The organism is Serratia sp. CY81684 (genome assembly GCF_052166595.1).
Taxonomy (GTDB): domain Bacteria; phylum Pseudomonadota; class Gammaproteobacteria; order Enterobacterales; family Enterobacteriaceae; genus Serratia; species Serratia nematodiphila.
The window spans coordinates 35,066-56,011 of sequence record NZ_JBJNOO010000003.1 but is presented as its reverse complement, the minus strand read 5'-3'; the positions used below and the strand labels follow the sequence as shown (position 1 = coordinate 56,011).

Here is a 20,946-nt window from a genome sequence, read left to right as displayed (position 1 = left end):
TCAAGTCAACCGGTCACAATGTGGGGCATAAACGGGTCCCGGTGAGGAAAATCACAACAAATGAATAAAAAATTCGCCTGTATTGGCATTGTTGGCCACCCGCGTCACCCTTCAGCGCTGGCAACCCACGAGATGCTGTTCCACTGGCTGGTGGCCCGCGGCTATTCGGTGATGGTCGAACGGCAAATCGCCCATGATTTGGGGCTGAAAGATGCCGTCACCGGCAGCCTGGCGGATATCGGCCAGCGCGCCGATCTGGCGGTGGTGGTCGGCGGCGACGGCAACATGCTCGGCGCCGCGCGCGTGCTGGCGCGCTACGACATCAAGGTAATCGGAGTCAACCGCGGCAACCTCGGTTTCCTCACCGATCTCGATCCCGACAACGCCCTGCAGCAGCTGGCGGACGTGCTGGAAGGCGAGTACATCGACGAACAGCGGTTCCTGCTGGAAACCATCGTGCATAAAGAACACCAGCAGTGCCGCATCAGCACCGCCATCAACGAAGTGGTGCTGCACCCCGGCAAAGTGGCGCACATGATCGAATTCGAGGTGTATATCGACGATCGCTTCGCCTTCTCGCAGCGCTCCGACGGCCTGATCATCGCCACGCCGACCGGCTCCACCGCCTACTCGCTCTCCGCCGGCGGGCCGATCCTCACCCCGTCGCTGGAGGCGATCGCGCTGGTGCCGATGTTCCCGCACACCCTTTCCGCCCGGCCGCTGGTGATCAACGGCGACAGCACCATCCGCCTGAAATTCTCGCAGATCGGCAGCGATCTGGAGATCAGCTGCGACAGCCAAATCGCACTGCCGATCCAGGAAGGCGAAGAAGTGCTGATCCGCCGCAGCGATTTCCACCTGAATCTGATCCATCCGAAGGACTACAGCTATTTCAACACGTTAAGCACCAAGTTGGGCTGGTCGAAAAAATTGTTCTAAAATCTGCGCCGGCCACTTTACTGTATATAAAACCAGTTTATACTGTATTAAATTACAGTTATGTGTTTATACACAGGAAGGTTCCCATGCTGGCGCAATTAACCATCAGCAACTTTGCTATCGTTCGTGAGTTGGAAATCGATTTTCAACCGGGCATGACGGCGATCACCGGTGAAACCGGCGCCGGCAAATCCATCGCCATCGATGCGCTGGGGCTGTGCCTCGGCAACCGCGCCGACGGCAACGTGGTGCGCCTGGGAGCCGCCCGCGCCGACATCTGCGCCCGCTTCTCGCTGGCGGACACCCCGTCCGCGCGCGAGTGGCTGGAGCAAAACCAGTTGGACGACAGCAACGAATGCCTGCTGCGCCGGGTGATCAACGCCGACGGCCGTTCGCGCGGCTTTATCAACGGCACCGCCGTGCCGCTGTCGCAGCTGCGTGAGCTGGGGCAACGCCTGATCCAAATCCACGGTCAACACGCCCATCAGCTGCTGCTCAAGCCGGAGCACCAAAAAGCGCTGCTCGACGCCTATGCCGACGAACCCGCCCTGCTGGCGGCGATGAGCCAGGCCTACCAACGCTGGCATCAGAGCTGCCGCGAGCTGGCGCACCATCAGCAGCAGTCCATCGAGCGCGAAGCGCGCAAGCAGCTGCTGCAATACCAATTGAAAGAGCTGAATGAATTCGCGCCGCAGGCCGGCGAGTTCGAGCAGACCGACGCCGAGTACAAGCGCCTGGCCAACAGCGGCCAGCTGCTGACCCTCAGCCAGCAGACGCTGCAGCTGCTGGCCGACAGCGACGAGAACAACATGCTCAGCCAGCTTTACAGCGCCAAACACCTGCTGCTTGAGCTGGCCGGGTTGGACGATAAGCTCAGCGGCCTGCTGGACATGCTGGAAGAGGCCTCTATCCAGATCAGCGAAGCCAGCGACGAGCTGCGCCATTACGCCGATCGCATGGATCTCGATCCCAACCGCCTGCACGAGCTGGAACAACGCCTGTCGCGCCAAATCAGCCTGGCCCGCAAACATCAGGTCGCGCCGGAGGAGCTGCCGCAGTTGCATCAGCAGTTGCTGGATGAACAGCAGCTGCTGTCGCAGCAGGAAAGCGACCATGAACACCTGAACGAAGCGGTCACCCTGCATCACCAGCAGGCGCTGGCGCTGGCGGAAGAGCTGCACCAGAAACGCCTGCACTACGCCGCCGAGCTGACCACGCTCATCACCGACAGCATGCAGGCGCTCTCCATGCCGCACGGCAAATTCAACATCGACGTGCGCTTCGAACCGCAGCACCTGAGTGCCGAAGGGGCCAGCCGCACCGAGTTCTGCGTCTCCACCAACCCGGGGCAACCGCTGCAGCCGCTGGCGAAGGTCGCCTCCGGCGGCGAGCTGTCGCGCATCGCGCTGGCCATTCAGGTGATCACCGCCCGCAAGATGGAAACCCCGGCGCTGATCTTCGATGAGGTGGACGTGGGCATCAGCGGCCCGACCGCCGCCATCGTCGGCCGCCTGCTGCGCCAGCTCGGCGAATCCACCCAGGTGATGTGCGTCACCCACCTGCCGCAGGTGGCCGGATGCGGGCATCAGCACCTGTTCGTCAGCAAGCAGACCGACGGCACGGTTACCGAAACCCAGATGGCGCCGCTGGATAAACGCGCCCGGCTGCAGGAGCTGGCGCGCCTGCTCGGCGGCAGCGAAGTCACCCGCAATACGTTGGCCAACGCCAAAGAACTGCTGGCCGCATAAAAAAGCTCAACTTTTTCACTTTCCTGCGGTCTGACAGTGACGCTGTTGGCCCGAGAAATATCTAAAGTGCGGCGCGGCGGTGATCCAAAGCCATCTCAACGGCCTGAAAAAGGCCAAGCGCTTGAGGTGCTAAAAGAAAGCCAATGCGTCGCAACGTGAAAGATGAAGGGTATAAAGGTTTCCAACTGCCGCAAGGTCTATTATCATCGGCATCCTATGCCCTAAAGGAATGTGATTACTATGCGCTGTAAAACGCTGACTGCCGCCGCTGTAGTTCTTGTGATGCTGACTGCAGGCTGTTCTACTTTTGAAAAGGTGGTTTATCGTCCTGACATCAACCAGGGGAACTACCTGACGTCGACCGACGTGGCAAAAATTCAGAAAGGGATGACCCAACAACAGGTCGCTTACACATTGGGCACCCCAATGCTGCAAGACCCGTTCGGAACGCAAACGTGGTTCTATGTGTTCCGTCAGCAGCCTGGCCATGAAGACATCACCCAGCAGACGCTGACGCTGACCTTCGACAGCGCAGGCGTGTTGACCGATATCCAGAACAAACCGGCGCTGACCAAGTAATCGGTGCCGCCCGCTCTTCCGGCCCATGAGGGGGCATGATGTTCCTCATGACAGTCGCAGGCTGCAACGCGGAAGAAAAAGTCAGCTTCAGATAAAAAAATAAGGCGCTATAAGCGCCTTATTTTTTTGCCTTTTCTGCCCGTTGCCGGCGCAGCTCTTTCGGATCGGCTATCAAGGGCCGGTAGATCTCCACCCGGTCGCCGTCGTTCAGCGTATCGCCCAGCTTGGCTGGGCGGCTGTAGATGCCGATTTTGTTGCTTTTAAGATCGATATCCTGGCGCAGCTCCAGCAGGCCCGAAGCCTGGATCGCCTGCTCAACGCTGCTGCCCTCGGCCAGCTTCACCTTGCGCAGATACTGCCGCTCCGGCAAGGCGTACACCACCTCGACCTGGATATCAGACACTGTAGACCTCTTTCGCCCGCTGGGTGAATGCCTGCACCATGCTGCCCGCCAGCTCTTTGAACACCTTGCCGAACGCCAGCTCAATCAGTTTGTTGGTGAACTCGAAGTCCAGGTGCAGCTCCACCTTGCAGGCCTCTTCGCTCAGCGGTGTGAACTGCCAGCCGCCCATCAGCTTGCGGAACGGGCCATCAACCAGCTGCATATTGATGCTCTGGTTATCCAGCAGCGTATTGCGCGTGGTGAAGGTCTTGCTGATACCGGCCTTGGCGACGTCCACCGCGGCGGTCATCTCGTTGGAGGTAGCGTTAAGCACCCGGCTGCCGGTGCAGCCTGGCAGAAAATCGGGGTAAGAATGAACATCGTTAACCAACTGATACATCTGCTCGGCGCTGAACGGCACTAATGCAGACCGACTGATCTGGGGCATATCATTTCCTGTAAGACATAAAACGTACAGATAATACCATTTATCTGGCGGCAAACAAAAAATCTGCTAAGGGATGAGGGAACCAAAAATGCGAAAAATTGCGCAGGTGCTGACCGGGAAAGGATTTCTTTCGCTGAAGCATCCAGTATAATGAACGCACTATGACAAAGAAAAAAGCACACAAACCCGGTTCCGCCACCATTGCCCAAAACAAGCGCGCGCGTTTCGAATACTTCATTGAAGAAGAGTTCGAGGCGGGCCTGTCGCTGCAAGGGTGGGAAGTTAAATCGCTGCGTGCAGGCAAAGCCAACCTCAGCGACAGCTACGTGACGTTCCGTGACGGTGAAGCCTACCTGTTTGGCGCCACCATCACCCCGCTCAACGTGGCTTCGTCGCATGTGGTGTGCGATCCGACGCGTACCCGTAAACTGCTGCTGAACCGGCGCGAGCTGGACACCCTGCTCGGCCGCGTCAACCGCGAGGGTTACACCGTGGTGGCCTTGTCCCTGTATTGGAAAAATGCCTGGAGCAAGATCAAGATCGGCGTAGCCAAAGGCAAGAAAGAGCACGACAAACGCGATGACATCAAAGATCGCGAATGGCAGACGGCGAAAGCCCGTATCATGAAGCACGCCAATCGTTAAGCCGCTGGCTTATCGAGGTAAACTTCTGGTATACTGCACAAAGTTACTTGGGGCTGATTCTGGATTCGACGGGATTTGCGAAGCCCTAGGAGCATGCCGAGGGGCGGTTGGCCTCGTAAAAAGCCGCAAAAAAATAGTCGCAAACGACGAAAACTACGCTTTAGCAGCTTAATACCCTGCTTAGAGCCCTCTCTCCCTAGCCTCCGCTCTTAGGACGGGGATCAAGAGAGGTCAAACCCAAAAGAGATCGCGTGGACGTCCTGCCTGGGGCCGAAGCGTTAAACTCAATCAGGCTAGTCTGTCAGTAGCGTGTCCATCCGCAGCTGGCCGGCGAATGTAAAGATTGGACTAAGCATGTAGTGCCGACGGTGTAGTAATTTCGGACGCGGGTTCAACTCCCGCCAGCTCCACCAAATACGTCGCCAGTGAACCAGATAGACCCGGCGATAATAGCGAAAAAGCCCACAACTTCGGTTGCGGGCTTTTTTGTTTTTGTCACATTCAGGGGGAACCCCCTTGGCACGGGTTCCCCCGGGCCGATGCAGGCTAGTGATCCAGATAAAGGTAGTGCAGCCAGCTGGTCATGCGCAGCAGCACTTTGCGCATCACGGAGACGTGCTCGAAGTGGCCGGTGTAAACCGCCGCCTGGGCGCTCACGCCGTCGGGCAGATGATCCAGATCCGGGTTGGCTGCCAGATCGATCATTACGTACACCCCTTCCCGCCCTGGCGTGGCGCTCAGGCCCTGCAGTGCGCCGCTGGCCTGGTAGCTGCCGTCCGGTATCGCCGGCAACACCCGGCTCACGGTGCCGCCATAAACCTGTCCCGGCAAGCCGTTAAACACCACCTCAGCCTGATCCCCCTGCGCCAAGCGCAAGATGGCGTTCTGGCGGAATACCGCCACCACCTGGCGCTTTTGCTGCGGGATAAAGATCATCACCGGTTTGAACGGCAAGCGCACCGCCGCCGTGCCCGGCCGCGCCAGCACCTGCGTGACATAGCCATCGCTCGGCGCACGCACCACCGTTTGTTCCAGGTTGTAACGCGCTTCGGCTATTTGCGATTTCAGGCTGGCTATCGTGGCGTCTTCGCCGTCATAGCGTCCGGACAACCGAGCCTGTTCCTGTTGGAACTGGGCTTTCGCCGCCTGCAGCGCGGCGGATTGCGCCTGGTACTGCTGCTGCGCATGGCTGACGTCCTGCTCCGAGAATGGGTTGACCGGCATGGCCGCCCCTTTCGCGTAGCGCTGGTAATCCTTGCGGGCACGATCATACTCCGCGTTCGCCCGCTGCACGTTGGCGGCGGACTCGCTGAGCGCCGCCCGACGCATTCTGATCTCCGCCTCCGCCCCGGCCAGATCCGCCTCCAGCCTGGTGAGCCGCGCGCGGTAGCGGCTGTCGTCGAGCCGGAACAGCACCTCGCCTTTGCGCAGCAGCACGTTGGTTTTCTCCGTCACTTCAACGATCATGCCCGAGACCTGCGGCACCATCGGCACCGACACGGCAATTTTCTGCGCCCGATCGCTGTACGGATGGTTGTAGTTCATCGTCAGAATCAAAGCGCCGACGATAACGATCCCGCCGAGTACGGCGGTCGGCACGGTCCATTTGTTGACCGGAATGCGGAACAGTTTAAATACGCCGTAGCTCAGCGCCACGTAGCTGAGAATAATGAGCAAATCCATAGGCTACGCTCAACTTACCGTGGGGCCGGGAACCGCCGTCGGCTTTTCCTGCAGGCGTTGTAATTCGGTTTCGAGCAGTGCGATGCGCGCCTGCAGATCCGTTGAGGATTCCGTTCTTTCACTCATGCCCCAGCCGCGTTCCGGCCGATAGAGCGTCGCCCAGATCCACAGCAGCGGCCAAATGGCGTGCAGCGTAAACAGGCTGACCCAACCGGCAACGTGAATCGCATCCTGATGCGGGTGCCGGCGCTTTTTCGCCAGCAAATAAGGAATGTCATGAATAATAATGACGCCGTAGAATAATATCAGGAATACCGCAATCAGTACGCCTAACGCAAAATAGTTAAGAAACATGTAAAGTCCTGGTTGAGAATAATGGAAATAAATAATCTCTATAGCGTGTTATATTGTCTGATGTCGTTGGCGATGGTATCGATGGCGTTCTTCACGTCGGTGACTTTCAGCTGTGCTTTCTCATTATTAAGATTTTCTCCCGAAGCCTTACGCACCACTTTAATCACCGGCTGGTTGGTCGCGGCATCGATAAACTCGCCTTCCATATAAACCGCGCTCTCCATGGTGCGGTGCCCGGTTACGCTTTGCGTGGCGGCGATCAGCAGCGTGATTGGCAAGACTTCATAGACCTGCAGCCCTTTCTTCTGCGTGTCGATCGCCGTGATGGCGCCGCGGAAGATCAGCGTATGCTCGCGCGGCATGTCCACCAGCGTAAAGTGGGTGCCCATCGCCTGTTTAAACTGCTGGTTGGTGTAATTCAGGATATTGTCGAGCGCGCGTTGGCTGACCATTTCGCTCGGTTTCGGCCGCGGGAAATAGATCATCGGTTGATACACCAGATATTGATAACGGGAAAAATCGACGCTCTGATCTTTCCAATATAAAACGTCTTTACCGGACGCGGATTGGCCTTTGTTAATATCGTTATAATTGGTCAGAAAGGTCGAATATTTTTCTTTTTCGGTCACGGCGGACGAGCACGCGGCCAATAATAACAGCGCAGGTAAAATCACCGTTCTTGTTACTTTCATTGACGGATTTCTCTTTATTTATGTGGATAGCAAATAATCAAATCGAATGATACCCACCCGCCCGTGATAAGTCATATGACAATGCCGCCAAAGACGTATATCATTTTTGATATACATACTCATACGAGCCAGCCAGTGAAAGAGAAAGACTTCCGTATTGAAGAACTCAGGATTGTAAGCGTCATCGCCGAAACGGCGAGCGTCAGCAAAGCGGCGCAGCTGCTGGATATGCCGCAGTCGAATGTGTCGCGCGCCCTCACCGCGCTGGAGCGGCGGCTGGGTCTGGAACTGTTCTTGCGCGGCCCGCGCACTCTGTCACTGACCGAGTTCGGCGAACAATTCTTGCGCCGCGCCTCCCAGTTGCTGAACGAGCATAGCGATCTGCTCGATATGGCCGGCACCTATAAGCGCAGTATGAGCGGCATGGTCACGCTCGGCGCGCCGATCGGTATCCACGCTTTCCTGGCCAGCTATTTGCTGCCGCCGCTGCTGCACGCTGCGCCGGCGCTGACTGTCGATCTGGTGACCCGCAACCCCGACGAACGTGAGAAAAAATATGGCGCAGTATTCGACAGCGACTGCGATTTGCTGATCAGCTTTTTCCAGCCGCAAAACGAAAGCCTGATCGCCAGGCCCTTTACCCGTTTTCGCGTCGGGCTGTTCGCCGCGCCGGATTACATCGCCCGCATGCCGTTGAAGGAGCTGGATGAACTGTCGCAGCATCGCTGCATTACCTTGCGTATGCTGGGCGGCATCCGCAATACCTGGAGCGGCTACAATGCACAGGGGGAGTTGGTGCAGGTCGAGATCAACGGCGCCAGCGTCTGCGATAACATTCTGCCGGCGATCGAGCTGGCCAAACAGGGCCTGGGCATCGTCTACGCCCCGTATTATTCCGTGGCCGCCGAGCTGGATGCCGGCACACTGCAGCCTTGCCTGGCGCGCGAGCGCGGCATCGATATGCAGGCCTACCTGATCTACCGCCGGCGAGGCGTGTTGCCGCACCGCGTGCAGGTGACGATGGACAGCATCATGGAAAGTGTCAAACTGCACGCGCACCGGCTGATGTAACCAAGAAAAACCCCGCCGCAGCGGGGTTGAACGCCTCACATCAGCGCAAAATACCTCACCGCCCCTCTTTTTCCCCCAGGAAGAAATACCACAGCGGAATGGAAAGCAGCAGGGTGAACACCAGCGTATACAGCAACACCATCAGGCTCTGCATCACGATCATCTGGGCGCTCCAGGCACCGATCGGCAGCTGAAACTGCTCGACGGTGCCGCCGAGGATCGCCCGGCCCATCACGCAGCCAACCACCACCGCGACCGTCGCCACCGCCGCGCGGAACTTGCGCACCTCGGCGCGGCGGGCGGCCGCTTCCGGCGTTCCGTCCCGAAGGCCTTGCCGCTGGCCGCGCCAGCGCCATACGTCCACCAGCAACAACGCCGCGAGGCTCACGCCCATCACCGGCAGGCAATAACCCAGTACGGCTGCAACCAGCAGCGTGACGGCGCGCGCCGGCAGGGAAAGCGCCAGCCAGGCGGCAACCAGCGTATGCACCGGATGCTGCGCACCCGCCGCCGGGCGGCGACTCCACCACATGCGGTAACCCAGCACGATCGTCAGGCACAGCCCAAGGCCAAACGCCGCCAGCAGCAGCTGATTCGGCAAGCCGAACAGAATGCCCATGTGGGCGTCGATGCCCCAGCGGGTCAGCTTGGCGATGAGCGGGAAGGTGTCGAACCGCACCTGGTCGACGACGGCGAAGCTTTGCGGCGCGATGGCGACCGAGTCCACCTGCGTTGGCCAACTGCGATCCACTTCGGTCACCGTCCAGGCTTTGCCCTCGCCTTTCGGCTGGCGAAGCTCGACCTTAGCGGCGTCTATTCCGGCGGCGCGCGCGGCGTGCAGCGCCCGATCCCAATCGCCGTTCAGCGCATTGCTTTGCGCGGCAGGGCCCATCTTCATGCCAGGCATCATCCCGCGGTGCTCGGCGTGCGGATCGGCCGGCATCTGCGGCGCATCGGCCTGCAGGCTGGCGTTGACCTGCGGCGTCAGCCAGCCCAGGTTGGCCCGCAGCGCGTCGATGTTGCCGCCGGCCCACTGCGACCAGGTCAGCCCGGTAGCCGAGAAGAACAGCAGCCCGGCCAGCAGCGCTACGCCCAGCGTGATATGCCACTGGCGGTTAGCGGCGAAGCCCCCTTTCACCCTTTTCAGCTTGCGCTTCGGCCGCGTCGCCAGCCACAGCGCCACGCCGCCCAGCGCGGCCACCCACAGCCAGGAAGCCGCCAGCTCGCTGTAATTGCGGCCCATATCGCCGAGCAGCAGGCTGCTGTGCAGCTTATCCAGCCAGGTGCGCAGCGGCAGTACGCCGGAGGTGCCGTACACCGTCATATCGCCCTTGATCGCCAGGGTGTAAGGATCGACAAACAGCGCGCGCGACTCGGAAGCGCCCAGATCGGCTCCCACGAACTGTACGCGCGTGGTATCCGTCGCGCCGGGCGCCGGGCGCACGGCGTAAATGCGCGTCTCGGCACCCGCCACGCGGCGGGCGGCGGCGATTTGGTCGGCCAGCGATGTCGCCTGTCCGTGCGGTTCGGTGAAAAGCGCATCGCGATACAGCGCCTCTTCAAGCTGCGGGGTTAGCACATACAGCGTGCCGGTCAGTGCGGCGACCAGAATAAAAGGGGCAACCAGCAGGCCGATATAAAAATGCAGCCGTCTGATCAGGTTCAGCATCGCGCCTCGCGGCGATGCGGCAGGTGGAGTTTTGGTTATTGAAGACATGGCCTTTCTCGTTTTTCAAACTGTGTGCGCAGGCAAACCGTCCGCAGCGATACGGACGGCGTGACCCATGATCAAGCAATAGGGAAAAACGATTGGCCGGGTGGCCCGCGCGGGCTCGGCCGCAGATTAAGGCGCCGAATGGGCGGAGAAACGATGCGCGGCGCGCAAGGCAGGCGTGCGATGCGCGCCATCAGCCACAGCAGCGGGACGAATGTCCACAGCAGCAGCGGCACGTGGATCAGCAGCTCGCAGTAGCCGCAGAAAATCATCTCCGCCGGATCCATGCCGTGGTGGCCGGCATGCTCGGCGGCGGGCATCGCCATCCCGTGCATCTCGTGCGGCATGGCGGCTGCCGGCTGCGCCATGCCGCCCATCATCTGATGGTGCATCAGCGATTTCGACACCACCGGCGCCACAAACAGCAACAGCACCGCCATAATGGCGATGCAGGCGGTAAAGCGTTGCGGTAGCTGGCGTGGCACTCTCATCGCGCGGCGAATTAATCCGGTCGGTGGCGAACAAGCGGCCAGTGTAACCCGCGATGCGCGATGAGGTGAATGAAAAGTCAGGTTTGTCTTACACGGCGGCGGCGATCACAGCACCCGCGAATAGACCCGCGAGGTCTCGCCCCAGGGGTGATACCCAAGCCCGTTATAAACGAAACCGCTGCGCTCGTAGTAACCCTCCAGATCGGTGCACAGGTGCAGCTGCGGGAAGCCCAACCGGCGAGTTTCCGCCGCCACATGCTCAATCAGCTTGGCGCCGCAGCCCCGGCCGCGCTGCGTTTCCTCTACGTAGAGCGCACACAGCCAGGGATACAGCTCGCCGCGGCTGATAAAGTCGTTGGTAATCAGCCCCGCACAGCCGAGGATCTGGTCATTTTCCATCAGCAGGTACCACTGCGGCAGCGGGTTGGCGGCGCCGAGGCTGCGGTTGATGGCGTCTTCATACATCATCAGCGTCTCTGCCGTGGCCCAGTGCCGCTGAAAATATGCAATGGCGCGCGGCGCCAGCTCGGGCGCTTGCCGCACCGAAATCATGTCCATCGTCATTCCCGTTATTCATGTTGTCAGCGTAGAATTATGCAGCAATATGCAGAGTATGGCAGCGGCATTCCGCCGCCGTCATTCATCCCAAGGAGTCATCATGACGCAAAACATCTATGACAATCAGGCCTTCTTCGACGGCTACGCGCAGCTCAGCCGCTCGCAGCACGGCCTGGACGGCGCGCCGGAATGGCCCGCCATCCGCCGCATCCTGCCGGACTTGCAGGGAAAAAGCGTGGTCGATCTCGGCTGCGGCTACGGCTGGTTTTGCCGCAGCGCGCGCGAACAGGGCGCAGCCAGCGTGCTGGGGCTGGACGTCTCGGAAAAGATGCTGGCCAAGGCGCGGGAGATGACCGCCGACGCGGGCATCGAGTACCGCCGGCAAGATTTGGCGCAGCTGCAGCTGCCGCCGGAAAGTTACGATCTGGTCTACAGCTCGCTGACGCTGCACTACCTCGAGGATCTGGCCGCGCTGTTCGCCACGGTTTACGCCGCGCTGAAACCCGGCGGGCAGTTCATCTTCACCGCCGAGCACCCGATCTACACCGCCCCGGCGCAGCAGGGCTGGCTGACCGACGGCAACGGGCAGAAATCCTGGCCGGTCAACGGCTACCAGCGGGAAGGCCAGCGCGTCTCCAACTGGCTGGCGGAAGGCGTCATCAAGCAGCACCGCACGCTCGGCAGCTATATCAACCCGCTGGCGCAGCAAGGATTTATCATCCAGCATTTGAACGAATGGGGCCCCAGCGCGCAGCAAATCGCCGCTACCCCGGCGCTGGACGAAGAGCAGGAACGCCCGATGATCTTCATTCTCGCCGCCCGCAAACCCGCCTGATGCTTGCCTGATTCACCTGCAGTACACCATTAACACCGCCAAATTTGGGGAGGCCGCCTCCCCCCAACGTTACTCACCAATCGGCAGATACCCCTGCCACAGCGGCCGGGCCGGTTTGCCGTGCGGGTTGGCCCGCAGATGAACGTGATAACCCTGCAACGCCTGCAGCAGCAGGCAGTCGTCCACCTCGGCCAGGTCATCCTTGTGCTGCTGCGCGCTGTCGGTCAGCAGCACTCGTTTGGCTTTGTCTTTCGCCTCGTCGGCGGAGCGCGCCACGAACAGGCCGAACTGGTGCAGTTCCGCCAGCTCATCGCTGCGGTAACCGCCCACGTTAACGAAAAACAGCTTCTCTTCACCGGCGAACGGCGCAGGCTCCAGACTCACGTCGTAACCGTCCGCCCAGTCGATGCGCGCATAGCCGTCGACATGCACCTTGCGCTTATCGCCGAACCACTTTTCGCGCAGCAGTGGATACGCCTCATCCGGCCGATCCGCCGCCGCGAACTGCACGTCGTGCAACTCAATATTGGCGCCCGGCGCCGTACCGCCCACATAAAACATCAATAATCCCGGCATGTTAGTCTGCTCTCCCTGGTGATAATCGCTGTATAAGTTAATACATAACGAAACATCTGCCAACGGTAGCGCCATTCTGTGTTATCAATAGGTGAGGTTTAATCTGTTGTGGAGGAACGCATGGCATTCAATATCGGTGATTTTGTACAACGCACCACCGGCGGCCCAAAGATGACCGTGGTGGCGATCGACGGCGAAACCCTGGTTTGCAGCTGGAATGAACTGGGTAAAGAGCAGCGCACGGAGGTGCAGGCCAGCGAGGTGGCGCTGTACCACGAAGACGGCGATTTCGGCGTCTGCTGAACGCTCGGGGCGCGCGCCGCGCCCCGTTATCGCCTCAGGCGCGAATGTCCTGATAGGCTGGCGTGGTATCAAACTCATGCTTGGCGAACGGGCACAGCGGAATGATTTTACGCTGCTCCGCGCGCATTTTCTCCACCACCAGCGCCACCAGCTTTTTGCCGACGCCCTGCCCCTTCAATGACTCATCCACCCAGGTGTGATCGATAATGGTCAGCTTGTCACCGCTCGGCACGAAAGAGATCTCGGCGATCAGCTTGCCTTGCTCATCATTGATATAAAAACGCTTGTCGTCTGCCAAGATTTTATGATCCATACGATTTCTCCCTATATTTCAGTGCGCCGCTGGGGCAGCTGTCGATAACGCGTTTCACCTCGGCCGGCTCGGCATTGTCCGGCATAATCCACGGCCGGCGGTTCAGGGTAAAAATAGCCGCGTTGCCACGCACGCAGTTGGCGGAATGGCGGCATATCGCGCTGTTAAAATAAACGTCAATCTTGTCGCCGGAATAACGGCGGTAACCGGCGGCGGTCAATTCCTCATCCATCACGACCTCACATTGCCTGTTTTATTGTTTTTGCTCCAGGCTCAAGTATAGGCAATGTCGCCGGCTTCACCACGCGTCTCGCCCAACGAAAAAAGTGGCGCAACCGCCCGTCGCCGCTAGAAAAAAACGTAAATTGTTCTAATCTTTATACAGTAAGACAACATAATTCCGACAGTGGCTAAGGAGTTCGAAATGGGTGATAGCTCAAAAGACGGCGTAATTCTGCTGTCCCGCATATTGCTGATGATTCTGTTTATCATTTTCGGCTGGATGAAACTGGTCAACTTCGGTGCGACCGTCACGGCGATGGAAGGTTACGGCACGCCGATGCCTTATTTGGCGGCGATCGTTGCCGTGGTGGTGGAGTTTATTTTCGGCATCGCGCTTATTCTCGGCCTGTTTACTCGCCCTATCGCGGTCATTTTCGCCCTCTATGTTTTGGGCACCGCGTTTATCGGCCATCCATTCTGGAAAATGACCGGTATGGAAATGATGGGCAACGAAATCAACTTCTTTAAAAACATCAGCATCATTGGTGGTTTGCTGTTGCTGGCGGTGACCGGCGCCGGCCGTTATTCGCTGGACTATAAAATATTTAATAAATAATTCATCGATGGCCGGCGTCTATCGCCGGCCATTTTATTTCGGCAATCCTTTCAACGGCTACGCTTGGCGTGGCGCTCAAAGTTTTCCGCCCTGGCCTGCACCGATTTACGCAGCGTGACGTAGCAGGCGCCCTCGCCGCCGTCGCGCGGTAAGGCGCGGCAAAACGCCTGCACCTGCTCAAACTGCGCCAGCCATTTGGCGACGTAACTGCGCACGATATTCGGATGGCTGTCGTTCTGCCGCCCGCGGCCATGCACGATCAGCAGCGAACGCAGGTTTTGCGTCTCCGCCTGCACGATGAAGCGAAACAGCGCCTGCCGGCTGGCTTCGACCGACTGACGCAGCAGGTTCAGCGACGCCTGCGGCGGGTAACGCCCGTTGCGCAGCTTGTCCAGCACGCCCTGCTGAATGCCTTCTCCTTTGAACTCCAGCGGCTGTTCGCAGGGGATCACCTCGAGAAAATCGGTGCTGAGGAAGTTTTCCTGCCGCAGCCGCTGTGCTTCGCGCCGCGCGCTTTTGTCCACCGTCTCCTGCGGCCGGAGGTGCAACGTCTGCCGCCCGTTCGCCAGCGGCACCACGTCCGCCATCGCCTGTTCAAAAAAGTCTTTTTCCTGCTCGCTCATGTTCCACCTCTCTTGAACGGCAGCCTTTACGGCTGGGAATGGGGTCGATTGTAAGACGCCTTGCCACGGTTGCAAGCCGGGAATTGTCAGCGGCATGTGTCTCATTTGTCGTCAACGGGTGAGCTTGCGAACAGTTTTCGCTATACTGCTAAGCCATCATTGAGTGCCGCAAAGGATCGAGCCCATGACAATGCGCGAGCTGGAAATCCAGTTTCAAAATGCGATGAATGAGTTGCAGAGCAGCTTCGAACGGCAACACCGCGAATGGCAGCAGAGCTACCAGGCGCTGCAGCAACTGCTGGAAGAAGCCAAACAGCGCGAAGCCGCGCTGCGGGCGCAGAATGAACAACTGGCGCGCAAACTGAGCACCGCCAGTTCGGTGCCGGAACAACATGCGCTGGTGAAGCAGATCAAAATGCTTGGCGCCCATCTCGACGCGTTGGCCAAAGACGCGGCCACCTTTAACCACCATCTGCGCCAGCAGAGCGCGGTCGGTAATTTCAGCGGCGAACAGCATTGATAGCGGGCGCTGTCGCACAGCGCCTCTCCCTCTTCTGGCGTATTGAGAGTGTAATAAAGCCTAAATGACCTGGATCATCCTCGCCGTCCTGATCGTCGTATTTATTATCGGTTACCGCATTCTGACGTCCGACACCCGCAAAGCCATCGATTCGCTGGCCCATCTGCTGAGGGTCAAACCGATGCTGATCGAATCGATGATCCAGGAAATGGGCGGCCGCCAAAGCCAGACCTTTATCCGCATGCTGAACAACGGCTACACCGAAGAGATGCACCAGGCCGCTTACCTGCTGTTCATCTATCTGACGTTCATCAAACAGGCGGACGACGAACAGATTGCCCTGTGGCGCGACGTGCTGCTGCGCGCCGGGCTGTCGCCGGAGCTGCACGCCGAGCACACCGAAGCGGCGCTGTTTTACTTCGCCGAGCTGGATATCGATGCATTTGAACTGGCGCAGTTCCGCCGCGCCTACAATGAGCGTTTCAACCGCGAAGCGTTGGCCCACGGCTGATCGCGTCCCCCGGGCGGGGGACCGATTACAGGAACATGCTGTAGAGGTAGCGCGACAGCGCTTCGCGCGAGCTGAAGCCGTGTGCGATGCCGTAACGCAGGTTCGGGGCGTCGCTGCTTAAATCCAGGGGAAACTCCAGATACTGCTCGCTGGTGCGCACCGGGGAGGTCGGCGTGGCGAAATGCACGCTTCTCTCTTTCAACGCCGGGTGGATCACCAATGCGGTTCTGCCCATCCGCGCTTCGCGATTCACATACACATAATGCGTACCCTTGCGGTAGCCATAGGCCTGATCGGTGACATAATCACGCTCAAAGCCGGTATTCTCCAACACTTTAGCCACTTCATCCGGCCGTAAATACATCGATTCCTCCTCTCATTCTGGACCGCTGAGCGACCTTACCGTAATCATTCACCGAAACAACGATTTTCTGGGGAGGAATCCGGGTTTCGGACTATTCCTGAATCAGCGCCGGCTGCGCTGCAGCAGACGCAGGGTGAGCAGCACCCCGATCGCCACCAGCAGTGCCGCCGCCAGATAGATCGACGGCACGCCCGCTTGCCCAATCAGCAGCCCGGCCAGCGGGCCGGTGATGCCCAACGCCAGGTCGAGGAACGCCGAATAAGTGCCGAGCGCTGTGCCCTGGTTCTGCGGCGGCACCTGTTTCACCGCCTCAACGCCCAGCGCCGGGAACACCAGCGAAAAACCGGCGCCGGCCAGCAACGCGCCGGTTTGCACCATCCAGGGTTCGCCGGCCTGCCAGATCAACAGCAGCCCGACGATCTCGACCAGAAACGATGCCAGCGTCACCTTCAACCCGCCGTGGCGGTTGATGACGTTGCTGAAAATCAGGCGGATGCCGACGAAGGCGCAGCTGAACAGCGTCAGCGAAAACGCCGCGCCGCTCCAGCCCTTGTCGGCGTAGTAAAGGGTGATGAACGTGGCGATGACGCCGAAGCCGACGGTGCCCATTGCCAGCCCGAGACCATAGGCCCAGATGCGGCCGAACACCGCGCTGAAGGCGATGCGCTGCCCGGCGGCGATCGAGACGTCCAGCTTGTCGCTCGCCAACAGCAGCGCCACCGCGACCGCCAGCACGATCAGCGCCGCCACCCCGGCCAAGCCCCACTGCTGATTCAGGTACACGCCGAGCGGCGCGCCGGCCGCCATCGCCCCGTAGGTGGCGACGCCGTTCCAGGAAATCACCCGTGCGGTGTGCATCGCTCCGACCCGGCCGATGCCCCACAGCGTGGAACCGGTGCTGGCGAAGCTTTCGCCGACGCCGAGAAACACCCGCCCCACGCACAGCAACAGCAGGCTGAGCCACGGATAACCGTCAACGCCAAACGCCAGCGCGTAAAACAGCCCGCTGGCGCCGCAGCACGCCAGGCCGAACAGCACCACCTTCTTCGGCCCCAGCTGATCGGCGTAGCGCCCGGCATGCGGGCGGCTGAACAGCGTGGCGAAGTACTGCGCGCTAATGATAAGGCCCGCCAGCACCGAGTTGTAGCCCAGGTGGTCATGCACAAATCCCGGCAGCACCGCCAGCGGCAGGCCGATGGTCAGGTAGCAGACGAAGGTGAACATCACCACGGACAGAATGCGTCGGTTCAGCTGGAAGTTATTTTCTGCGGTCATCGAAGGTGGCTCGCATCGGACGAGGTAGACGAAGCCCTCCAGCATACCCCGATGAGATTTGATGATAAATGAGAGAGTGATAACGAATTATTATTTCGCTAACGGTTTGCCGCCACCCGCACGCGCAGAAAATCGATAAACGCCCGCACCTTCTCCGGCACGTGGCGGGTGTTCGGGTAGAGCGCATAGATGCTCTGCTCGGGGAAACGGTGATCCGGCAGCAACCGCTGCAGCCTGCCGGCGTCGATCTCGGGCTGCGCCAGCCACGCCGGCAGCAGCGCCACCCCGGCGCCATGCAGGGCGAACGCCAGCAATGCCGCAGCGCTGTCGCCGGTAAGCGTGGCGGCGTCCGCCACCTTGAACAGCACCGCTTCGCGCTGCGGCGTGACCACCTGCCAGCTGAGCGGCGAACTGAGCCGGCTGTGGGCTATCCACTGCGCCTGCGCCAGATCCGTCAGCGAATGCATCGGCCGGTCGGCCAGATAATCCGGCGCCGCCACCGGAAAAATGGCGAAGCTGTCGATCAACGCCGCGCGGTGGCTGGAATCCGCCAGCTGGCCCAGGCGGATCGCCACGTCGAAGCGCTCCGAAATCAGATCGGCATGATAAGAAGAAGAGACATGCTGGATGCGCAGGCGCGGATGCTGGCGCGAAAACGCCGCCAGCGCCGGCGCCACCACCTGCGCGCCGTACTCCGGCGTGCTGGTGATGCGCAGCACGCCGCTCAGCCCGTGATGATCGCGGCGCACGTCGTCGAGCACGTTCTCCGCCTCCTGCAACAGCTGCAGGCTGCGCTGGTAGAAGCGTTCGCCGGCATCGGTCAGCGATAATCGGCGGGTGCTGCGCGCCAGCAGTGACACCCCCAGCTCATTCTCCAGCTGCTTGACGTTAAAGCTCACCACCGCCTTGGTTTGCCCCAGTGCCACCGCCGCTGCGGTAAAGCTGCCCGCCTCCACCACCGCCGCGAAGATCGCCAGGCGCTGCAAATTCAGCATTTCGCCACCCTTATTGTCAAAATTATTTTGACAGTGTAATCGCCCGCCGCCGATTTATCCGCACTTTTCCCCCCGCTACACTGCTCGCCTTCAACCGGAGGCACCATGTCTTATCGCAGCAAAGTGGCAATCGTCTATCTGCTCGGCTTTTTCGTCGATCTGATCAATATGTTTATCGCCAACGTCGCCTACCCCGCCATCGGCCAGGCGATGCGAGCATCGGTCAGCCAACTGGCGTGGGTCAGCAACGGCTATATTCTCGGCCTGACGCTGGTGATCCCGCTCAGCGCCTGGCTGGCGCAGCGCATCGGCGGGCGGCGGGTGTTTCTGCTCTCGCTGGCGCTGTTCATGCTGGCCACCCTCGGCGCAGGCAACGCCGAGAGCATCGGGGCGCTGATCGGCTGGCGCACCCTGCAGGGCATGGGCGGCGGCTTGCTGATCCCCATCGGCCAGACGCTGACCTATCAGTTGTATCGCAGCCATGAACGCGCCGGGCTGTCGGCCGCCATCATGTTAGTCGGGCTGCTGGCGCCGGCGCTGTCACCGGCGCTGGGCGGCTGGCTCGTCGATCGGTTGGACTGGCGCTGGGTGTTTTTCGCCAACCAGCCGCTGGCGGCTCTGGCCCTGGCGCTGGCGGCGCTGTGGCTGCGCGCGGAAGCGCCGACGGCGGTGCGTAAACCGCTCGACGCCACGGGGCTGCTGAACGGCTGCGCGGCGCTGACGCTGCTGCTGCTCGGCCTGACCCGGCTGAGCGAGGGCGGCCATCAGGCTTCCGGCGCGGCGCTGCTGGCCGCCGGTCTGCTGGTGCTGGCCTATTATTTGCGCCATAGCCTGCGCACCCCGCAGCCGCTGCTGAACCTGCGGCTGGTCGGCGATCCGCTGCTGCGCAACGCCATGGCGGTTTATTTGTGCATTCCCGGCCTGTTCATCGGCGTCAGCCTGGTGGCAATGCTGTATCTGCAAAACCAGCTGGGGATGCCCGCCGCACAGGTCGGCGGCCTGATGCTGCCCTGGGCGCTGGCATCGTTCCTGGCCATCACGCTAACCGGCAAAACCTTTAACCGCCTCGGCCCGCGGCCGCTGCTGATCGTCGGCTGCCTGCTGCAAGGCGCCGGCATGCTGACGTTGGCGCAGATCGATCAGGCCGGGCAGCACGTGTTGCAGATCGCCGCCTTCGCCCTGATGGGGTTCGGCGGCAGCCTGTGCAGCAGCACCGCGCAGAGCAGCGCGTTCCTGCAGATCCCCGACGCTCAGCTGGCGGACGCCAGTGCGCTGTGGAACATCAACCGCCAACTCAGTTTTTGCCTCGGCGTGGCGCTGCTCAGCCTGCTGCTGAATCTGCTGCTGGCCGTGTTGCCGCCCGCGGCGGCTTACCGCACCTGCTTCATTCTGGCGGGCGCCAGCACACTTATCCCGCTGTTACTGTGTCTGCGCCTCGCCAACCGCGCCATCGTGCGCCAACTCAACGCTCAACAGGATGCTTTATGAACCCGTATTTTACCGAAGTGATCGACGCCCACATCGCCATTGAACGCTGGCTGGGCAAAGGTGCCGGAGAGGAGCAAGCGCTGCTGGCGCGCTTTACGCCGGATTTCAGCATGATCGCGCTGAACGGCGCCCCGCTGGATTTCACCGCGCTGTGCGCTTTTTTCCGCGCGCATCGCGCCGCCAAACCGGGACTGGAAATCGAGATAGAAGAGATGAAGCTGGTGGCCGAATGGCCGACGGGCGCGGTAGTCAGCTACCGGGAAAAACAGAGTCTGCCGGGGCAAAGCGCCACGCTGCGCTACTCCACGGTGGTGTTTGAACGCCAGCTCAACGCGCTCGGCTGGCGGCATTTGCATGAAACCGCCGCGGCGCAATGATCACAGGAAGCTGCCGGCCAAAAACAGTTCCCAGCCGACGATCACCCCGCACAGGGTTACCGCGCTGAAAATGACTTCAAACAGATAGCGATTGATCATCGTGCGTCGCCTCAAAAGAAGACACCCGGAAGAACCGGGTGTCTGGAGTACGGACTGGAGCGTGCGGAACCTTTCGGTTCCGCAAACATCACTTAATTATGCTTTTTTACCGGCTTTTTTGTGGTGTTTTTTAGCGGCCTGAGCTTTCTGCACTGGCGCTTTTTTGTGGTGCTTTTTAGCGGCCTGGGCTTTCTGAGCTGGCGCTTTTTTGTGGTGCTTTTTAGCGGCCTGAGCTTTCTGGGCTGGCGCTTTTTTGTGGTGCTTGGCTTTCTTGTGGTGCGTTGCTTTAGCTGGCGCTTTTTCAGCAGCAGCCGCTGGCGCAGCGGTAGTGGTGGTCGCAGCTGGCGCGGTGGTGGTAGCCGGAGCAGTAGCTGCAGTATCAGCAGCGAAAGCAACAGAAGACAGACCCATAGTGGCAGCAACGATCAGCGCTAATACTTTTTTCATCTTTAAATCCTCAGAGTGTTGTTTCGGTAAGCTCCGGTGGAGCCGTTGAAACAGATACTAGTGGAATCAAACCGCCGCT

The 20,946-nt window shown here is 60.2% G+C and carries 28 protein-coding genes and 1 other RNA gene; 13 read left to right on the top strand and 16 right to left on the bottom strand.

Annotated features, from left to right (window positions below; genetic code table 11):
• The first annotated feature begins 60 nt into the window (after nt 1–60).
• The 3 genes from nadK (at nt 61) to bamE (ending at nt 3,266) form a co-directional block, all read left to right on the top strand.
• Nucleotides 61–939, top strand: a complete 879-nt coding sequence (gene nadK / locus ACJ8QF_RS08135) for an NAD(+) kinase (protein ID WP_019452304.1) — start codon at nt 61–63, stop codon at nt 937–939.
• Nucleotides 940–1,025: 86 nt separating this feature from the next.
• Complete coding sequence (recN, locus tag ACJ8QF_RS08130; protein ID WP_004929104.1) at nt 1,026–2,687, top strand: DNA repair protein RecN; 1,662 nt, start codon at nt 1,026–1,028, stop codon at nt 2,685–2,687.
• Between the two features lie 240 nt (nt 2,688–2,927).
• Nucleotides 2,928–3,266 carry an outer membrane protein assembly factor BamE gene (gene bamE, locus ACJ8QF_RS08125; protein WP_004929101.1) on the top strand — a complete coding sequence of 113 codons (339 nt, stop codon included), beginning with the start codon at nt 2,928–2,930 and terminating at the stop codon, nt 3,264–3,266.
• Nucleotides 3,267–3,384: 118 nt separating this feature from the next.
• Here bamE and ACJ8QF_RS08120 read toward each other — a convergent pair whose 3' ends face one another.
• Together ACJ8QF_RS08120 and ACJ8QF_RS08115 are read right to left on the bottom strand one after the other, a co-directional pair.
• Nucleotides 3,385–3,669, bottom strand: coding sequence for an RnfH family protein (locus tag ACJ8QF_RS08120; protein ID WP_004929098.1), 285 nt, complete (start codon nt 3,667–3,669; stop codon nt 3,385–3,387).
• A complete protein-coding gene (locus ACJ8QF_RS08115; RefSeq protein ID WP_004929096.1) occupies nt 3,662–4,096 on the bottom strand; it encodes a type II toxin-antitoxin system RatA family toxin in 435 nt (144 codons plus the stop codon). The genes ACJ8QF_RS08120 and ACJ8QF_RS08115 overlap by 8 nt, the downstream gene beginning before the upstream one ends.
• A 161-nt stretch (nt 4,097–4,257) precedes the next feature.
• On the opposite strand from ACJ8QF_RS08115, the gene smpB reads away from it, so the two are divergent.
• Nucleotides 4,258–4,740, top strand: a complete 483-nt coding sequence (gene smpB, locus ACJ8QF_RS08110; protein WP_004929094.1) for an SsrA-binding protein SmpB — start codon at nt 4,258–4,260, stop codon at nt 4,738–4,740.
• A gap of 49 nt (nt 4,741–4,789) precedes the next feature.
• Nucleotides 4,790–5,153, top strand: a transfer-messenger RNA (tmRNA) gene (gene ssrA, locus ACJ8QF_RS08105).
• A gap of 133 nt (nt 5,154–5,286) precedes the next feature.
• Here ssrA and ACJ8QF_RS08100 read toward each other — a convergent pair.
• The 3 genes from ACJ8QF_RS08100 to ACJ8QF_RS08090 are packed head-to-tail and all read right to left on the bottom strand — an operon-like array spanning nt 5,287 to nt 7,469.
• Nucleotides 5,287–6,423: an HlyD family secretion protein gene (locus ACJ8QF_RS08100; protein WP_131165094.1), complete on the bottom strand. Its 1,137-nt coding sequence runs from the start codon at nt 6,421–6,423 to the stop codon at nt 5,287–5,289.
• 9 nt (nt 6,424–6,432) lie between these two features.
• Nucleotides 6,433–6,777: a DUF3302 domain-containing protein gene (locus tag ACJ8QF_RS08095; RefSeq protein WP_015378821.1), complete on the bottom strand. Its 345-nt coding sequence runs from the start codon at nt 6,775–6,777 to the stop codon at nt 6,433–6,435.
• A gap of 38 nt (nt 6,778–6,815) precedes the next feature.
• Nucleotides 6,816–7,469 carry a DUF3313 domain-containing protein gene (locus tag ACJ8QF_RS08090; protein WP_004929005.1) on the bottom strand — a complete coding sequence of 218 codons (654 nt, stop codon included), beginning with the start codon at nt 7,467–7,469 and terminating at the stop codon, nt 6,816–6,818.
• A gap of 135 nt (nt 7,470–7,604) precedes the next feature.
• Between ACJ8QF_RS08090 and ACJ8QF_RS08085 the strand changes: the two genes are divergently transcribed.
• Nucleotides 7,605–8,540, top strand: coding sequence for a LysR family transcriptional regulator (locus tag ACJ8QF_RS08085; RefSeq protein ID WP_082997558.1), 936 nt, complete (start codon nt 7,605–7,607; stop codon nt 8,538–8,540).
• A gap of 55 nt (nt 8,541–8,595) precedes the next feature.
• Here ACJ8QF_RS08085 and ACJ8QF_RS08080 read toward each other — a convergent pair whose 3' ends face one another.
• From ACJ8QF_RS08080 to ACJ8QF_RS08070, 3 genes are all read right to left on the bottom strand, one after another.
• Nucleotides 8,596–10,209, bottom strand: a complete 1,614-nt coding sequence (locus ACJ8QF_RS08080) for a DUF2534 family protein (RefSeq protein WP_131165146.1) — start codon at nt 10,207–10,209, stop codon at nt 8,596–8,598.
• A gap of 119 nt (nt 10,210–10,328) precedes the next feature.
• Complete coding sequence (locus ACJ8QF_RS08075) at nt 10,329–10,745, bottom strand: DUF2946 domain-containing protein (RefSeq protein WP_440484493.1); 417 nt, start codon at nt 10,743–10,745, stop codon at nt 10,329–10,331.
• A gap of 105 nt (nt 10,746–10,850) precedes the next feature.
• A complete protein-coding gene (locus tag ACJ8QF_RS08070; RefSeq protein WP_080116054.1) occupies nt 10,851–11,303 on the bottom strand; it encodes a GNAT family N-acetyltransferase in 453 nt (150 codons plus the stop codon).
• Between the two features lie 100 nt (nt 11,304–11,403).
• On the opposite strand from ACJ8QF_RS08070, the gene ACJ8QF_RS08065 reads away from it, so the two are divergent.
• Entirely contained in the window at nt 11,404–12,138 is a 735-nt protein-coding gene (locus ACJ8QF_RS08065; protein ID WP_004928990.1) for a class I SAM-dependent methyltransferase, read from the top strand.
• Between the two features lie 69 nt (nt 12,139–12,207).
• On the opposite strand, the gene ACJ8QF_RS08060 is transcribed toward ACJ8QF_RS08065, so the two are convergent.
• Nucleotides 12,208–12,714 carry a DUF1543 domain-containing protein gene (locus ACJ8QF_RS08060; protein ID WP_131165097.1) on the bottom strand — a complete coding sequence of 169 codons (507 nt, stop codon included), beginning with the start codon at nt 12,712–12,714 and terminating at the stop codon, nt 12,208–12,210.
• Nucleotides 12,715–12,834: 120 nt separating this feature from the next.
• Between ACJ8QF_RS08060 and ACJ8QF_RS08055 the strand changes: the two genes are divergently transcribed.
• Entirely contained in the window at nt 12,835–13,017 is a 183-nt protein-coding gene (locus ACJ8QF_RS08055; protein WP_015378856.1) for a YodC family protein, read from the top strand.
• A gap of 34 nt (nt 13,018–13,051) precedes the next feature.
• On the opposite strand, the gene ACJ8QF_RS08050 is transcribed toward ACJ8QF_RS08055, so the two are convergent.
• A complete protein-coding gene (locus ACJ8QF_RS08050) occupies nt 13,052–13,330 on the bottom strand; it encodes a GNAT family N-acetyltransferase (protein ID WP_004928983.1) in 279 nt (92 codons plus the stop codon).
• Complete coding sequence (locus tag ACJ8QF_RS08045) at nt 13,320–13,562, bottom strand: (4Fe-4S)-binding protein (protein WP_280631271.1); 243 nt, start codon at nt 13,560–13,562, stop codon at nt 13,320–13,322. The genes ACJ8QF_RS08050 and ACJ8QF_RS08045 overlap by 11 nt, the downstream gene beginning before the upstream one ends.
• Nucleotides 13,563–13,754: 192 nt before the next feature.
• Between ACJ8QF_RS08045 and ACJ8QF_RS08040 the strand changes: the two genes are divergently transcribed.
• Nucleotides 13,755–14,168, top strand: coding sequence for a DoxX family protein (locus tag ACJ8QF_RS08040; protein WP_004928980.1), 414 nt, complete (start codon nt 13,755–13,757; stop codon nt 14,166–14,168).
• Nucleotides 14,169–14,218: 50 nt separating this feature from the next.
• On the opposite strand, the gene smrA is transcribed toward ACJ8QF_RS08040, so the two are convergent.
• The gene (gene smrA / locus ACJ8QF_RS08035) at nt 14,219–14,791 is read right to left on the bottom strand and encodes a DNA endonuclease SmrA (RefSeq protein ID WP_131165098.1); all 573 of its coding nucleotides are present in this window, start codon (nt 14,789–14,791) and stop codon (nt 14,219–14,221) included.
• A gap of 184 nt (nt 14,792–14,975) precedes the next feature.
• Here smrA and ACJ8QF_RS08030 point away from each other — a divergent pair, with 184 nt between their 5' ends.
• Nucleotides 14,976–15,311: an MbeD/MobD family mobilization/exclusion protein gene (locus tag ACJ8QF_RS08030; protein WP_004928976.1), complete on the top strand. Its 336-nt coding sequence runs from the start codon at nt 14,976–14,978 to the stop codon at nt 15,309–15,311.
• Between the two features lie 64 nt (nt 15,312–15,375).
• The gene (locus ACJ8QF_RS08025; RefSeq protein WP_004928974.1) at nt 15,376–15,822 is read left to right on the top strand and encodes a DUF1198 family protein; all 447 of its coding nucleotides are present in this window, start codon (nt 15,376–15,378) and stop codon (nt 15,820–15,822) included.
• Nucleotides 15,823–15,847: 25 nt separating this feature from the next.
• Here ACJ8QF_RS08025 and ACJ8QF_RS08020 read toward each other — a convergent pair whose 3' ends face one another.
• The 3 genes from ACJ8QF_RS08020 to ACJ8QF_RS08010 form a co-directional block, all read right to left on the bottom strand.
• On the bottom strand, nt 15,848–16,186 hold the full coding sequence (locus ACJ8QF_RS08020; protein WP_004928971.1) for a DUF2002 family protein: 339 nt from the start codon (nt 16,184–16,186) through the stop codon (nt 15,848–15,850).
• A gap of 102 nt (nt 16,187–16,288) precedes the next feature.
• Nucleotides 16,289–17,461, bottom strand: a complete 1,173-nt coding sequence (locus tag ACJ8QF_RS08015) for an MFS transporter (RefSeq protein ID WP_280631270.1) — start codon at nt 17,459–17,461, stop codon at nt 16,289–16,291.
• Between the two features lie 98 nt (nt 17,462–17,559).
• A complete protein-coding gene (locus ACJ8QF_RS08010; protein ID WP_280631269.1) occupies nt 17,560–18,456 on the bottom strand; it encodes a LysR family transcriptional regulator in 897 nt (298 codons plus the stop codon).
• 105 nt (nt 18,457–18,561) lie between these two features.
• Between ACJ8QF_RS08010 and ACJ8QF_RS08005 the strand changes: the two genes are divergently transcribed.
• Both ACJ8QF_RS08005 and ACJ8QF_RS08000 read left to right on the top strand, forming a co-directional pair.
• A complete protein-coding gene (locus tag ACJ8QF_RS08005; protein WP_442537434.1) occupies nt 18,562–19,944 on the top strand; it encodes an MFS transporter in 1,383 nt (460 codons plus the stop codon).
• On the top strand, nt 19,941–20,321 hold the full coding sequence (locus tag ACJ8QF_RS08000; protein ID WP_336956251.1) for a DUF4440 domain-containing protein: 381 nt from the start codon (nt 19,941–19,943) through the stop codon (nt 20,319–20,321). Before ACJ8QF_RS08005 ends, ACJ8QF_RS08000 begins: the two co-directional genes overlap by 4 nt.
• Nucleotides 20,322–20,516: 195 nt before the next feature.
• On the opposite strand, the gene asr is transcribed toward ACJ8QF_RS08000, so the two are convergent.
• Nucleotides 20,517–20,867, bottom strand: a complete 351-nt coding sequence (gene asr, locus ACJ8QF_RS07995) for an acid resistance repetitive basic protein Asr (protein ID WP_004928953.1) — start codon at nt 20,865–20,867, stop codon at nt 20,517–20,519.
• Nucleotides 20,868–20,946 lie beyond the last annotated feature (79 nt).